General features: G+C 60.4%; 13 protein-coding genes and 1 pseudogene. 7 read left to right on the top strand and 7 right to left on the bottom strand.

The genetic code is table 11. The annotated features are described in order from the left end of the window. The first annotated feature begins 84 nt into the window (after positions 1-84). Both fecA and NF676_RS05170 read left to right on the top strand, forming a co-directional pair. Entirely contained in the window at positions 85-2418 is a 2334-nt protein-coding gene (gene fecA / locus NF676_RS05175; RefSeq protein WP_252887346.1) for a TonB-dependent Fe(3+) dicitrate receptor FecA, read from the top strand. A 69-nt stretch (positions 2419-2487) separates the two neighbouring features. Further along, on the top strand, positions 2488-3294 hold the full coding sequence (locus NF676_RS05170; protein WP_252887345.1) for a hypothetical protein: 807 nt from the start codon (positions 2488-2490) through the stop codon (positions 3292-3294). Between the two features lie 10 nt (positions 3295-3304). Here NF676_RS05170 and NF676_RS05165 read toward each other — a convergent pair whose 3' ends face one another. Both NF676_RS05165 and NF676_RS05160 read right to left on the bottom strand, forming a co-directional pair. Next, complete coding sequence (locus NF676_RS05165) at positions 3305-3712, bottom strand: HPF/RaiA family ribosome-associated protein (RefSeq protein WP_016771629.1); 408 nt, start codon at positions 3710-3712, stop codon at positions 3305-3307. 200 nt (positions 3713-3912) lie between these two features. Further along, positions 3913-4860: a LysR substrate-binding domain-containing protein gene (locus NF676_RS05160; protein WP_016771630.1), complete on the bottom strand. Its 948-nt coding sequence runs from the start codon at positions 4858-4860 to the stop codon at positions 3913-3915. 135 nt (positions 4861-4995) lie between these two features. Between NF676_RS05160 and NF676_RS05155 the strand changes: the two genes are divergently transcribed. Together NF676_RS05155 and NF676_RS05150 are read left to right on the top strand one after the other, a co-directional pair. After that, positions 4996-6372, top strand: coding sequence for an L-serine ammonia-lyase (locus tag NF676_RS05155; RefSeq protein ID WP_252887344.1), 1377 nt, complete (start codon positions 4996-4998; stop codon positions 6370-6372). Positions 6373-6635: 263 nt separating this feature from the next. Next, entirely contained in the window at positions 6636-6953 is a 318-nt protein-coding gene (locus tag NF676_RS05150) for a DUF3509 domain-containing protein (RefSeq protein WP_016771632.1), read from the top strand. Here NF676_RS05150 and NF676_RS05145 read toward each other — a convergent pair. After that, entirely contained in the window at positions 6950-7450 is a 501-nt protein-coding gene (locus tag NF676_RS05145) for a phosphate-starvation-inducible protein PsiE (protein ID WP_039759287.1), read from the bottom strand. The genes NF676_RS05150 and NF676_RS05145 overlap by 4 nt on opposite strands. 346 nt (positions 7451-7796) lie before the next feature. Between NF676_RS05145 and NF676_RS05140 the strand changes: the two are divergent. Next, positions 7797-8051 (top strand): annotated as a pseudogene (locus tag NF676_RS05140) (YebG family protein); the annotation flags it as partial. Between the two features lie 155 nt (positions 8052-8206). Here NF676_RS05140 and NF676_RS05135 read toward each other — a convergent pair. Then, positions 8207-9226 (bottom strand): Glu/Leu/Phe/Val dehydrogenase family protein, encoded by a 1020-nt coding sequence (locus NF676_RS05135; protein ID WP_041479665.1) that lies wholly within the window; start codon positions 9224-9226, stop codon positions 8207-8209. A gap of 184 nt (positions 9227-9410) precedes the next feature. Here NF676_RS05135 and NF676_RS05130 point away from each other — a divergent pair, with 184 nt between their 5' ends. Continuing rightward, on the top strand, positions 9411-10214 hold the full coding sequence (locus tag NF676_RS05130; protein WP_252887343.1) for a SirB1 family protein: 804 nt from the start codon (positions 9411-9413) through the stop codon (positions 10212-10214). 139 nt (positions 10215-10353) lie between these two features. Here the strand turns inward: NF676_RS05130 and maiA are convergent, their stop codons facing one another. Genes maiA through hmgA form a run of 3 tightly spaced genes read right to left on the bottom strand, consistent with a single transcriptional unit; the run spans position 10354 to position 13614 of the window. Then, positions 10354-10989, bottom strand: a complete 636-nt coding sequence (gene maiA, locus NF676_RS05125) for a maleylacetoacetate isomerase (protein ID WP_252887342.1) — start codon at positions 10987-10989, stop codon at positions 10354-10356. A gap of 12 nt (positions 10990-11001) precedes the next feature. After that, a complete protein-coding gene (gene fahA / locus NF676_RS05120) occupies positions 11002-12306 on the bottom strand; it encodes a fumarylacetoacetase (protein ID WP_056782995.1) in 1305 nt (434 codons plus the stop codon). A 3-nt stretch (positions 12307-12309) separates the two neighbouring features. Further along, positions 12310-13614: a homogentisate 1,2-dioxygenase gene (hmgA, locus tag NF676_RS05115; protein ID WP_150636140.1), complete on the bottom strand. Its 1305-nt coding sequence runs from the start codon at positions 13612-13614 to the stop codon at positions 12310-12312. Positions 13615-13777: 163 nt separating this feature from the next. Here hmgA and NF676_RS05110 point away from each other — a divergent pair, with 163 nt between their 5' ends. Further along, positions 13778-14557, top strand: coding sequence for an IclR family transcriptional regulator (locus tag NF676_RS05110; protein ID WP_056782991.1), 780 nt, complete (start codon positions 13778-13780; stop codon positions 14555-14557). The last annotated feature ends 7 nt before the right edge of the window (positions 14558-14564 follow it).

Here is a 14564-nt window from a genome sequence, read left to right as displayed (position 1 = left end):
TGAAAAAATAAATGAGCCGTTTTTCGGATCTGGCGTGACAGAGAAGGAAAGCCCCCTTGATTCCACCTTCTCAGGATCATCCACATGCAGCCCAACCGCCTTACGCCACTGGCCCGCAGCCTGCGCAATCTTCTGCTCGGCGCCAGCCTGAGTTTCACCGCCCTGCCCGCCGCGATGGGTGCCGAAGCCAAGGTTTATCACATCGCCCCGGCATCGCTGGAAACCGCGCTGAACCAGTTTGGCCGTGAAGCAGGCGTGCTGATTTCCTTCGGTTCGCAAGTCACCAGCGGTGTGCAGAGCCGTGGTCTGGAAGGCAACTACACCGCGCAACAAGGCCTCGATGCCTTGCTCGAAGGCACCGGCCTGCAAGCCCGCGCCGAGGGTGACAACGCCTTCAGCCTGCAACCGCTGGCTGACGCGGCGCTGGAGCTGGGCACCTCGACCGTAGTCGGCGACTGGCTCGGCGATGCGGCGCAGATCAACGTCTTCGAACACCCCGGCGCGCGCGATGTGATCCGCCGCGAAGAGTTCGAACGCCAGGGCGCGACCCAGGCCCGCGACGTGCTCAACCGCATCCCCGGTGTGAATGCGCCGGAGAACAACGGCACCGGCAGCCACGACATGGCACTGAACTTCGGCATTCGCGGTTTGAATCCGCGCCTGGCCGCACGCTCGACAGTATTGATGGACGGCATCCCGGTGCCGTTCGCGCCGTATGGTCAGCCGCAGCTTTCGTTCGCGCCGATCAGCATGGGCAACATGGATGCCGTGGACGTGGTGCGTGGCGGCGGTGCGGTACGTTACGGCCCGCAGAACGTCGGCGGCGTGGTCAACTTCGTCACCCGGGCGATTCCCGACGAGCCAACGGTCAAGGGAGGTTTGCAGACTGAAACCAGCCCATCGTCGAGCCACGACGGTTTCAAGACCAGCGCCAATCTGCTGGCCGGCGGCACCAACGCCAACGGCCTCGGTGGCGCCTTGCTGTACTCCGGCACCCGTGGTGGTGACTGGCGTGAACACAGCGATACCGAGATCGACGACCTGATCCTCAAGGGCAAGTACCAGCTCGACGACGCCAACAGCTTCAACGCCATGGCCCAGTATTACGAGGGCAAGGCCGACATGCCCGGCGGTCTCAATGTCGCCGATTACGATGCCGATCCGTATCAGTCGACGCGACCGAAAGACCAGTTCTGGGGGCGCCGCACGATGTTCAACTTCGGCTATCGCTATCAGCAAGATCGCCGCGAATTCACCGCCAACACCTTCTTCACCAAAACCCTGCGCAGCGGTTATCTGGATCAGGGCACGTTTCTTTCGCTGTCGCCTCGCGAGTATTGGGTGCGTGGTCTGGAAACCCGTTTCGCCCAAGGCTTCGACCTGGGTCCGAGCAGCCACGAAGTCGGCGTCGGCTACCGCTACATCAATGAGGCCGGCCACGAACTGCGCTACCGCACGCCGATCAGCGCCAACGAATACCCGACCACCAGCAGCCGCAACGACCGTGACACTCGCGGTGGTACCGAGGCCAACGCATTCTTCGTCGATGACCGCATCGACATCGGCAAATGGACCATCACCCCGGGCGTGCGCTACGAGATGATCGAGTCGCAGCAGACCAACAACCTGACCAACGTCAAATACAAGGGCGACTACAACACCGCGCTGCCGGCGCTGAACGTGCTCTATCACCTCACCGACAGCTGGAACCTGTATGCCAACACCGAAGGCTCATTCGGCAGCGTGCAGTACAGCCAGATGCCCAACCGGGTCAGCAGCGGCGAAGTGAAGCCGGAAAAGGCCCGCACCTGGGAACTCGGCACGCGCTATGACAACGGTGCCCTGCGCGCTGAAATCGGTGCGTTCCTGATCAACTTCGACAACCAGTACGAGAGCAACCAGACCAACGACTCGGTGATCGCTCGCGGCGAAACCCGCCATCAGGGCATCGAGACCAGCGTCAATTACGCGCTTGATGATCTGAGTCCGGCGCTGGCCGGTTTCGATGTCTACGCCACGTATGCGTATGTCGATGCGACCATTCGCGAAGACGGGCCGAACAAAGGCAACCGCGTGCCGTTTTCCTCCAAGCACAAAGGCACGATTGGCGTCGGTTATACCGAAGGGCCATGGAAGCTGAATCTGGACAGCAGCTTCCAGAGCGACCAGTTCGCCGACAACGCCAACACCTCGAAGGAAAGTGCCGATGGCAGCACTGGCAAGATCCCCGGTTACATGCTGTTCAGCAGCCGCGCCGGGTATGACTTCGGACCGCAACTGTCGGATTTGAATGTGGCGGTGGGCGTGAAGAACATCTTCAACACGCAGTACTTCACACGCTCGTTCGATGACAACAACAAGGGCAAGTACGTGGGAGAGCCGCGGACGGTTTATGTGCAGACGTCGGTGGCGTTCTGACCCCACCCCATCGAAGATCAAAAGCCCCTCACCCTAACCCTCTCCCAAAGGGAGAGGGAACTGACCGAGGTGTATTTACGCTTTACGCTCGCCTGCAATATCGAGCCGAACGCTGGACTTGAAAACAACCGGGATCGGCCCCCTCTCCCAGAGGGTGAGGGACTGACCGAGGTGTATTTACGCTTTACGCTCGCCTGCAATATCGAGCCGAACGCTGGACTTGAACACAACCGGGATCGGCCCCTTCTCCCAGAGGGTGAGGGACTGACCGAGGTGTATTTACGATTTACGCTCGCCTGCAATATCGAGCCGAACGCTGGACTTGAAAACAACCGGAATCGGCCCCTTCCCCCAGAGGGTGAGGGACTGACCGAGGTGTATTTACGATTTGCGCTCGCCTGCAATATCGAGCCGAACGCTGGACTTGAAAACAACCGGGATCGGCTCCCTCTCCCAGAGGGTGAGGGACTGACCGAGGTGTATTTACGCTTTACGCTCGCCTGCAATATCGAGCCGAACGCTGGACTTGAAAACAACCGGGATCGGCCCCCTCTCCCAGAGGGTGAGGGACTGACCGAGGTGTATTTACGATTTACGCTCGCCTGCAATATCGAGCCGAACGCTGGACTTGAAAACAACCGGGATCGGCCCCCTCTCCCAGAGGGTGAGGGACTGACCGAGGTGTATTTACGATTTACGCTCGCCTGCAATATCGAGCCGAACGCTGGACTTGAAAACAACCGGGATCGGCTCCCTCTCCCTCGGGAGAGGGCTGGGGTGAGGGGCTACGGTCTTAAACCCTGCGAGCAATCACCAACACCACAAACAAAAAACGGGCCTGCATCAGCAGGCCCGTTCTCCTTTGGTTACTTGTGAAATCAGCGCATCAACTGTTGATCGCTGCCTGTTCGTTCTCGTCAAATTCTTCCGCCAACAGCTTGTCGTTGGCTTTGCCGGTAAATGGCACTACAGCGGCGCGTGGTTTACCTCGCAGTTTGCCGAACAGATGATCCAGTTTGTGCTCGAGTTTCTCGGCAGCACCGTCGATCGCCTGTTCCAGCGAATCGGCTTTATGGGTCACGGAAATCGGTTGGTGGCCTTTTGGCCGCGCTTCCAGTTGGCAGCGCAAGTCATGGGGACCTGGTTTCTCGCCGTTCTCGTCGCTCAGGTGGACTTCGACACGGGTCAGGTCTTCTTCATAACGGTCGAGCGTGCTCTCAATAGTTGTACGTACCCACTCCTCCAGTCGCTTACTGCTTTGAATATGGTTATCGCTGTTGACTTGGATTTGCATAGTTCATCCCTTATTTCAGCTAGCTCGCTGGAGGCCTTGAGTTGAATTTCCTGACCTCCTGGTTACAACAATCGGCCCGAGCGACGAACATTTCAACCCCTGAAAAAAGAAAAATATTCATTCGCAAAAAAAGCCGGACAACCGAGCGAGGCGCTGTTAATGTCGGGAGTTGGGTCGACCCGCTCCGCAGAAAAATCTGCTCACATCTGTTGCTCATTCAGCGGGTGCAGGCTGCGAAAAATCCCCGCCTCCTCCACCAGCCAGTCATGCACAGCGCGCACGCCCGGATGGCTCAACGCCCCCGGCGCATATAGCAGCACGTAGCGTTTATGGTTGGGCACCGACAACCCGAACGGCACAATCAAAGTGCCGCGCTCCAGCTCATCATTGAGCAACGTGCGCCGGGCAATCGCCACGCCCATACCGGCAATCGCCGCTTCGATGGTCAGGTGATTGCGATTGAACGTGTGCCCGCGCCGCACATCGGCGCCTTCGAAGCCGATCGCGTTCAAGTAGAACTCCCATTCCGCATACTCGTAACTGCCACGCCAGGCGGTGATGTCGTGCAGCAACGGGAAATGCACCAGATCCGCCGGCCCGTGCAACGGCGGTCGCCCACGTAACAGGCTCGGCGCGCACACCGGGAAAATCTGCTCGTCGAGCAAGGCTGTGGATAACAATCCGGGGTAACTGCCATCGTTGAGGTCGATGGCCAGATCGAAATCGCCTTCGTGCAACGGCACGCTGCTGTCCTCGGCCACCAGGCGCAACTGGATGTCCGGAAAGCGTTGCTGCAAGCGCGGCAGGCGCGGAGTCAGCCACTTGCCGAGAAACGACGGGATCGACCGCAACCGCAGAGTTCCGCTGATCATCCCCGCGTCCAGCCGGCGCAGCTCCGCATCGATGCTGCCATAGGCTTCATTGACGGTAATCGCCAGCCGCTGCCCCTGTGCACTCAACTCAACACCCCGCGCTCGCCGATGAAACAGGCGAAAGCCCAGGCGCTCTTCCAATTGGCGGATCTGCTGGCTGACCGCGCCCGGGGTGATGTGCAGCTCTTCGGCACAACGGGTGAAGGACAGGTGCCGCGCGGCACAGGCAAACACCTGCAGCCAGACGTAGGTCTGGGCATGCAATTGACGACTCATTGTTTAGTCCTGCTAAAGGCTGTCTTAGGAGGTTTCGTTGGTCACCTCGAAGCGAGGCAGGCAGTATCGCCGACATTGCGCTTGTCCGACAAAAAATGGCAGCGATTCCTACTCCATTGCTTGTAAGGGTTTAGCATGGCTATCAGTGTTTTCGATCTACTCAAAGTGGGCATCGGCCCGTCCAGTTCCCATACCGTCGGCCCGATGCGTGCAGCGGCGACCTTTGCCCAGGCCCTGATCGACCAGCATCTGCTCTATGACGTGCGACGGGTGGAAATCCGTCTGTACGGCTCACTGTCTGCGACCGGCGTTGGCCATGCCACCGATCGCGCGACGGTCATGGGCCTGATGGGCGAGTGGCCGGACAGCATCGATCCTTCGACCATCGATCCACGCATTCAGCAACTGCGCGAAACCGGACAACTGTCCCTCGCCGGTCAACGCTCGATTGCGTTTGACTGGCAGAGCGATCTGCTGCTGCTCGACGACAGCTTGCCCTACCACCCCAACGCCATGTCGCTGAGCGCATTTGGCGAAAGCGCCGAGCTGCTCACGCAAACCTATTACTCGGTGGGCGGCGGTTTCATCGTCGAAGCGGCTGAAGCCGAGTCTGGCGTGGCGCCAGCCAGCGACGTGGTGTTGCCCTACGATTTTTCCAGCGCCGCCGAACTGCTCGCTTTGTGCAAAAAGCACAATCTGCGCGTGTCCGAACTGATGATGGCCAACGAACGCGCCTGGCGCAGCGATGCCGAGATTCGCCAAGGCCTGCTGCACATCTGGTCAGTGATGCGCGAGTGCGTCGAACAAGGTTTGCGCCACGAAGGCATCCTGCCCGGCGGTCTGAAAGTACCGCGCCGCGCGGCGAAACTGCATCGCAGCCTGCTGGAAATCGGCAAACCGAATGTGATCAGTTCGACCCTGTCGGCAATGGAATGGGTCAACCTGTTCGCCCTTGCCGTCAACGAAGAAAACGCGGCCGGTGGGCGCATGGTCACCGCGCCGACCAATGGCGCCGCCGGCATCATTCCGGCCGTTCTGCACTACTACATGAAATTCAATCCGGACGCGTCTGACGATGACGTCGTCGCGTTCTTTCTCGGTGCAGCCGCCGTGGGCATTTTGTGCAAGAAAAACGCCTCCATCTCCGGTGCCGAGGTCGGCTGTCAGGGCGAAGTCGGTTCAGCTTGCGCAATGGCCGCCGCCGGCCTCGCCGACGTCCTCGGCGCGACACCGGAGCAACTGGAGAACGCTGCCGAAATCGGCCTGGAACACAACCTCGGCCTGACCTGCGATCCGGTCGGTGGCCTGGTGCAAGTGCCGTGCATCGAGCGCAATGCCATCGCGGCGGTGAAGGCGATCAACGCCACGCAAATGGCCCTGCGCGGCGACGGCAATCACTTCATTTCCCTCGACCGGGTGATCCGCACCATGCGCGACACCGGCGCCGACATGCACGACAAGTACAAGGAAACCTCGCGGGGCGGGCTGGCGGTGAACTGGGTGGAGTGCTGATCGGCCTGACTGCACTGTCAGCGATCATCCGCTCATTCCTGCCCTGAAAACGCGCTACAAAAAACGGCGAGCCCCGAGGCTCGCCGTTTTTTTCGCCGTGTTTATTGTTCGACAATTTTTCCGGCATGCCCCTTGCTACATCACCCTTGAGGCAAACGGACATTGCAAACCTCAGCGAACGAGATGCCAGTGGTCTGGTGTTGCGAACCAAATCAGATCATGGCCGGTCAACAACTGCACGTTCAATCAGGCGGTGACGCATCATGGACAACCCATTTCAGATCATTACCGATGCTTTCGCGCCGGACTATCAGATCAATCTGAGCATTCAGGGCCTGGACGGCAGCATCATGCTGACGCTGTCCAACGCGGGGCGCATCGTGGCCAAGCGCATGATCAGCGCCGAACAGCGCAACGATCCCGAGCGTTTGAAGAGGCTGGTGCAAAGCATCCAGTTCGGCATCGCCATCGAACAGGGCCACAGCGCCATGTCGATTCTCGAAGCCATGACCAGCGGCGCCGGGCTGACCCCGCCACCGCCACGCGTCAAGGGCCAGCCGGGCCAGGCGGCTGGCCTTTAAAGCTCGCCCTTCTCCACTTCAGGATGTTCGCTGGAGCCCGTGCCGAGCTTGCGCTGCGGGTTCTCGATCTTCACTGAGGGGAATTGCGACGAAGCGTAACGCACCACCAGGATCGCAAACGCCAGCAGCAGAATGCCGCCGCACAGGTAGATAATGCCCATGTCCGGCGGGTTGTGGTGCGAGACGTTGGAGATCAGCAGGCGCGTCAGTGCAGTGATCGCCACGTAGATCAGGAAGCGCACCGGCATGTGGTTGGTCTTGAAATAAATCCCGACCATCGCGCCCAGTTCCAGATAGATGAACAGCAACAGAATGTCATCGATCTTGATGTGCCCGACTTCGAGCATCCCGAGAAACTCCATCACCGCCGCCCATGCTGTCACCGCACCGATGGCGAACAGCGCCAGATAGTGAAAGGTTTCGACGAACAGGTTGCCCAGGGACTCGGCCAGTTGATGCACGTTACGCCGCAGTTTCTCGGCCCAATTTATTTTCACGATGAGTTTCCTTAGCCCGTTTCGGGCGGATGATGCGTATCGCACGTGACGGTTTTGCGCGCGCGCCTTGTAGCAACGGTTTTCATGCAGGTTCAGGGCCACGCATCATGGCGATCCGCCCCAAATCCCGCGCCGTGGCGTTTGGTCGCAGGCTCCCGGCTTTGCACAATCCCCGTGGGAGCGAGCCTGCTCGCGAATAGCAGCCACACCTACCCCTGACAAAACCCAAATCCGGTCTACATTGAAAAGCCACTACCCATGGCGCAGGGATTCGCTTATCCTTTTCGCTGTATATGGATACAGTAGTCGTCAAGACAACTTAATGTGAAGGCATGTGAGGTGGTGAATGGCCGTCGAAGTGGTATACCGCAGCAGCCGAGATCTGGAGCGCTTGTTCATGGATAAAGCCGAAGCTGATCGTCATGACAAAATGCTCGAACTGGCCGAATATCTGGCCGATGTGCTGCAAAAAGCCGTTCCGTCCCTGACTGAACAGCAAGTGGAAGAAGCCGGGATCTACATGGCGAAGAATCGCGATGTGTTCGCCCGGGCATTCAAGAGCCAACCCGATGCGCTGTCGGAGCTGATCAATGCGCCGGCCGAGCCTGTCGAAAAAGCTGAAGCGGCAGAACCTGATGAGGCGCCGGCGAAGCCAGCCAAAGCAGCGAAAGCGCCGAAGTAATTAGAAAGATCGCAGCCTTCGGCAGCTCCTGCACTCGGAATGTAGGAGCTGCCGAAGGCTGCGATCTTTTGCTTTCAACGATACAAAACCTTTTCGGCCAACTCATCCGCCACCCGCGCCGGCGAACGTTTTTCCGCCTGAGCATGGGCGAAGACTTCGGTCAGCCGCGAACTGATTTTCGACAGATGCGCCGTAATCGTCGGCAACTCCTCACCGCGATGTTTCAGTGAAACGTAAATCAGCCCGCCGGCATTTATCACATAATCCGGCGCGTAAAGAATCCCGCGTCGTTCCAGTTGATCCGCCACATCCAGATGGGAAAGTTGATTGTTCGCCGAACCGGCCACCGCCGAGCAGCGCAGCTGTGAAACGCTGTGACTGTTGAGCACACCGCCCAACCCGCACGGCGCGAGAATGTCGCACGGCGTGCTGAGCAATGCGTCGTTGGCGATCGGGTGAGCATTGAGCTGCTCCATCGCCAGTTGCACCTTGCCGTGGTCGATGTCACTGACGAGCAACTCGGCGCCTGCCGCGTGCAGTTGCTCGGCCAGCGCAAAACCGACATTGCCAAGCCCCTGGATGGCAACGCGCAGACCTTCGAGGTTGTCGCTGCCCAGGCGCGCCATCGCCGTGGCGCGAATGCCGGCGAACACGCCCATGGCCGCGTGCGGTGCCGGGTCGCCTGCCGAAGTGGTGCTGGTGACATGCCGCGTCTGTTGGGCAATGCAGTCCATGTCGGCCACTGAAGTACCGCTGTCGATGGCGGTGATATAGCGGCCGTCGAGTTGCTCGATGCAACGTCCGAAAGCCTCGAACAACGCGGCGCGATTCTCGACATGGGCCGGGCGCACGATCACCGCCACCCCGCCACCTTGCGCGAGGCCGGCGAGCGCCGCTTTGTAGCTCATGTTTTGCGCCAGGCGAATGGCGTCCTCGACCGCAGATTCGTCGTTGGGATAGGCAAGGTAACGGCACCCGCCCAGGGCTGGCCCCAGATGGCTGTTATGAATAGCAATGACCGCCTTCAACCCGGTGGCCGGGTCCACGCTCAGGTGTAGCGATTCCAGGCGAGTGCTTTGCATGAGAGCGAACATCGACAGGCTCCCGAATCACTTCTTGTAGAACGCCAGTATAGGCTTGCCCCTGAAAATTGCTGGCGCGCACCGGCATGAGCCGCCGAGCGGACAATGCTGCGCCGCTATAATTCGCGCTCAATGAGCCCAGCACTGGACGAACCATCCGGACGGGGCTAAAACGAGGCATTGGAGGGAGATTCAGATGAGTGCGCGCCAACGCTTTTTCGAATGCCTGCATCGTTCACCGTCAGCCCTGCTGGAAGCTGCGCTGTGGATAAGTGCCGAGCACGACAAAACCCTCGAACCCGAGGCATGGCTGAACACCTTCAAGGATCTGCAACTACGCGTCAGCTATGGCCTGCCGATGCTGCCGATCAGCGAACTGGCGCAACCGCTGTTGCGGCGCATGGTCGATCTCGGTTTCGCGCAGGATGATTTCCTGCCGCTGCGCCCGCAGGCGGCGCTGCTGCATCGCGTGTTGCACACCCAACGCGGTCAGCCGTTGGCATTGGCGTTGATCGCACTGGAATTGGCGCGTGGGCTGGAGATTCCTCTGGTCGGGGTCAACTTCCCCGGACATTTTCTGCTGCGGGTACCCGGCGCCGACCACTTGCTCGACCCTTGCGGCGGGCGGCGACTGTATCCCAATGACTGCCGAGAACTGTTGCAACGCCAATACGGGCCGAACATGCAGCTCAGCGCCGAACATTTGCTGAGCGCAACGCCGGTGCAGATGCTGCAACGTCTGTCACGCAACCTGCGCCAATTGCACCTGACCCACGACGATCACATCGCCGCGCTGATCGACGCAGAGCGAGTGCTCGAACTGGGCGATGCGAAGGCCTCCGATTACATGGCCCGGGCCAGTCTGTATCAACGGCTGGATTGCCCGAACGCTGAACGCTTCGATCTGGAGCATGCATTATTGCTCAGCGAAGACCCGATCCAGCGCCTGCGCCTGACCGAACGCCTCGGCCATCTGCCGCCCAACTCCGTCGTGCATTAACTACCTTCCGCAGGCTGCCACCATCCTTGAGGCCCACACAAACCTGTGTGGGAGCGAGCCTGCTCGCGAAAGCGGTGTGTCAGCTGAATGAAAGGCCACTGACACTCCGTCTTCGCGAGCAGGCTCGCTCCCACAGGAATTACGGGGTGTCTGGTTGATTGGCAGGATGCGCCTTGATAAACGCCGGATGTTCAGCCGCCAAGGCAGCCACACGGCAAATCTTCGGATATGCCTCCAGGCTGACGTTGAACCGCTCAGCCGCATACAACTGCGGAATCAGATACACATCTGCCACGCACGGCCATTCGCCAAAACAGAAACCGCTGTCGCCGATCAACTGCTCCACCGTTGCCAGCCCTTGGCTGATCCAATGGCTGATCCACTCCACAACTTGCGCCTCATTCTGCCCCGCCTGGCGCAGGCGATTGAGCACGCTGACGTTGTGCAGCGGGTGCACGTCGCAGCCGATCACCGCCGCGACACCGCGCACCTGCGCGCGCGCCAGCAGATCATCCGGCAGCAACGGCACCTGCGGGTAACGCTCTTCCAGATACTCGATGATCGCCGGCGATTGAATCAGCAGCGCGCCGTCATCGGTTCGCAGGGCCGGCACCCGGCCCTGCGGATTGAGCGCCAGATACGCCGGTTGCCGATGTTCACCGCCCGACGGTGCGATCAGGTTGACCGGCAACGCCTGGTAATCGAGGCCCTTCAACGCCAGCGCAATCCGCACCCGGTACGATGAAGTGGAACGGTAATAGCCATAGAGATCCATAAGCCGCTCCTGTCAGCGCGCAGCGATCACGGTGCCGCGACATTCGCCGAAGCCGATCGAGGCAAAACCGTCGCGGGCGCAGCGGGCACGCAGGATGATTTCGTCACCGTCCTCAAGGAACTTGCGCACTTCGCCAGAAGCCAGTTCGATCGGTTTCTTACCGCCCTCAGTGATCTCCAGCAGGCTGCCAAACTGGCCGTTTTCCGGGCCGGACAAAGTGCCCGAACCGAACAGATCGCCGGCCTGCAACTGGCAACCGTTAACGCTGTGGTGCGCGACCATTTGCGCGACGGTCCAGTACATGTAGCGGGTGTTGCTCAGGGTCAGGCGATGGGCGGGCAGGTTCTGCTCGCGCATGGTTTCGGTACGCAACAGCACTTCCAGCTCGATGTCGAAGGCGCCGCCATCCTGATCGCGCTTGTCGAGCAGATACGGCAGCGGCTGCGGATCACCTTCAGGGCGGGCCGGTTGCGCCGTGCGGAATGGTTCCAGTGCTTCAGCCGTCACCACCCACGGCGAGACGCTGGTGATGAAACTCTTCGACAGGAATGGGCCGAGTGGCTGGTATTCCCAAGCCTGGATATCCCGCGCGGACCAGTCGTTGAGCAGGCAGAAACCGGCGATGTGCTCGGCAGCGTCACCGATGGCAATCGGCTCGCCCATCTCATTGCCCTGGCCGATCCAGATACCCAGTTCCAGTTCGTAATCCAGACGCGCGCATGGACCGAATACCGGTTCGGTCTGCCCGGCCGGCAGCGTCTGGCCTTTCGGCCGGCGCACGTCGGTGCCGGACGCTCGCACCGTGGAAGCGCGACCGTGGTAACCGATCGGCACGTGCTTGTAGTTCGGCAACAGCGGGTTATCCGGGCGGAACAGTTTGCCGACGTTCTGCGCGTGCTCGATGCCGACGTAGAAGTCGGTGTAATCGCTGATCCGTGCCGGCAGGTGCATCTGGCAATCGGCAGCCAACGGCAAGAGTTTCGCGCCTTGCGCTTCGATGTTGCCGCGCAGCGTGCTGCCTTCACTGAACAGTTCGATCAGGCGTTCGCGCAGGGCCACCCGCGCCTCACGGCCAAGTTCAAAGAACGCGTTCAACTGCCCGCCGTGCATGGCTTCCACCGCACTGCGTGCGACACCGTCGAACAGACCGGCCTCAAGCGCCACCTGCAAATCGAAAATGTGCTCGCCGATCGCTACGCCAGCGCGCGGCGCAGAACCCTTGAGGCTGAACACGCCCAGCGGCAGATTCTGCAAGGGGAAATCGCTGTGACCGTTGGCCGAAGCGACCCAACTGCGGGGGATGGAATTCTGTGTCATGGGTTATCTCCGGGTCGGGTCGAACGTGGCGGGCAGCGTCGCCCAGCAAGCGTCGTAACTGGGTTGCAACTGTGGGCATTCGAGGGCGAAACGACTTGGACGAAGCACTTGGCTGGTCTCGAACATGAAGGCCATGGTGTTATCGATTTTTGCAGGTGCAAGCTCGGCGTTGATCGCCCTGGTGCAGGTTTCGCCGTCCGGGCCGTGGGCGCTCATGCAGCTGTGCAGCGAAGCGCCACCGGGCACGAAGCCTTCGGCCTTGGCGTCGTATTCGCCCTGGATCAGACCCATGAATTCGTTCATCAGGTTGCGATGGAACCACGGTGGCCGGAAGGTCTTTTCGGCGACCATCCAGCGCGGCGGGAAGATCACGAAATCGAGGTTGGCCAGACCGTGCACGCTGGTCGGCGAGGTCAATACGGTGAAGATCGAAGGATCGGGATGATCGAAACTCACCGTGCCAATGGTGTTGAAACGGCGCAGGTCGTATTTGTACGGCACGTTGTTGCCATGCCAGGCGACCACATTGAGCGGTGAGTGATTGAGTTCGGTGGCCCACAACTGGCCAAGGAATTTCTGTACCAGAGTAGTCGGTTGCTGCAGGTTTTCGTAGGCAGCGACCGGGGTGAGGAAATCCCGTGGATTGGCCAGACCGTTGCTGCCGATCGGCCCCAGATCCGGCAGGCGCAGCGGCGCGCCGTGGTTCTCGGCGAGGTAGCCGCGTGCCTGTGGATCGAGCAGTTCGACGCGAAATTTCAGGCCACGCGGCAGAACGACGATTTCCAGCGGTGCCACTTCGAGTACGCCCAGTTCGGTGGCGATACGCAGGCGACCGAGTTGCGGCACCAGCAGCATTTCCCCATCGGCGTTGAAGAACACCCGCTCCATCGAACGATTGGCGGCGTAGTTATAAATGCTGATGCCAGACGGTTTCTCGGCACCGGCGTTGGCCGCCATGCTGACCAGGCCATCGATGAAATCCGTCGGTTCGGTCGGCAGCTCCAGTGGATTCCAGCGCAGACGATTGGGGGTTACTTCACCCAACGGTCCGCCGGCCAGTTGCCGTTCCAGTTTGACGAACGCCGGGTGATTGGCTGATGGCTGGATCCGGTACATCCAGGTACGCCGCGCTTCGCTGCGCGGCATGGTGAAGGCGGTGCCGGAGAACAGCTCGGTATACAGGCCGTACGGGGCTTTCTGCGGAGAGTTCTGGCCAACGGGCAGCGCGCCGGGCAACGCTTCAGTGCTGAATTCGTTGCCGAAGCCGGACTGGTAAACCAGGTCCTGCGCGGTTGAATCGGGGTTCATGGAGCCTCCTGAACAGGGAGTCGGCAGTGGCCCATCGCTCTGGCTCAGAGGTCTCGGCACGCCGGGGTTGTTATTATCGTAATCTGATTACGCATAACGTAATTTGCTCGCTATCCAGCGTCAAGCTATAAAGACGCCCATTCGAACCGGAACCGCCAGCCCCATGGAAAAAACCAGCGACAGCAACGGCAAACAGAAAGTCCGCTCCGCCGAAGTCGGCACCGACATCCTCAAGGCTTTGGCCGAGTTGTCACCGTCGACTTCGCTGTCGCGTCTGGCCGAACATGTGCAGATGCCGGCAAGCAAGGTGCATCGCTATCTGCAGGCGTTGATAGCCTCCGGATTTGCCGAACAGAACACCGCCACCAACCATTACGGCCTCGGTCGCGAAGCACTGCGCGTGGGCCTGGCCGCGCTCAACAGCATGGACGTGCTGAAAGTTGCCGCCCTGCCGCTGTCCGAGCTGCGCGATGAACTCAACGAAACCTGCTTTCTCGCGGTGTGGGGCAATCAGGGCGCAACCGTCGTGCACATTGAACCGGCGGTGCGCGCGGTGACGGTGGTGACGCAGTTGGGTTCGGTGCTGCCGCTGCTCAGCTCGTCCACCGGGCTGGTGTTCAGCGCTTACCTGCCGCACCGGGAAACCGATGAATTGCGCGAGCAGGAGATCGCTGTCGAGAAGCATCCCCTCAAGGACGAAAAAGCCTATGCAGCGCTGTGTGAACAGATCCGCGAACGCGGTCTGCATCACGTGCATGGTTTGTTGATGCCGGGTGTGGATGCGCTTTCTGCGCCAGTGTTCAACGCGGTCGGGCAGATCGCTGCGGTGCTGACCATCGTCGGCCCGACCTCACTGTTCCACGCCGACGAAAACGGCCCGGCGGCGCAGCGGTTGTTGGCTGCGACGCGGGCCGTGAGCTGGCGCATGGGTTACGAAAGATAAATCAGAC

Origin of the sequence: Pseudomonas siliginis (assembly GCF_024072275.1) — a bacterium.
In the GTDB taxonomy this organism is placed as follows: Bacteria; Pseudomonadota; Gammaproteobacteria; order Pseudomonadales; family Pseudomonadaceae; genus Aquipseudomonas; species Aquipseudomonas siliginis.
The sequence above is the reverse complement of the archived record's forward strand: the minus strand, read 5'-3'. Positions and strand labels throughout refer to the sequence as shown.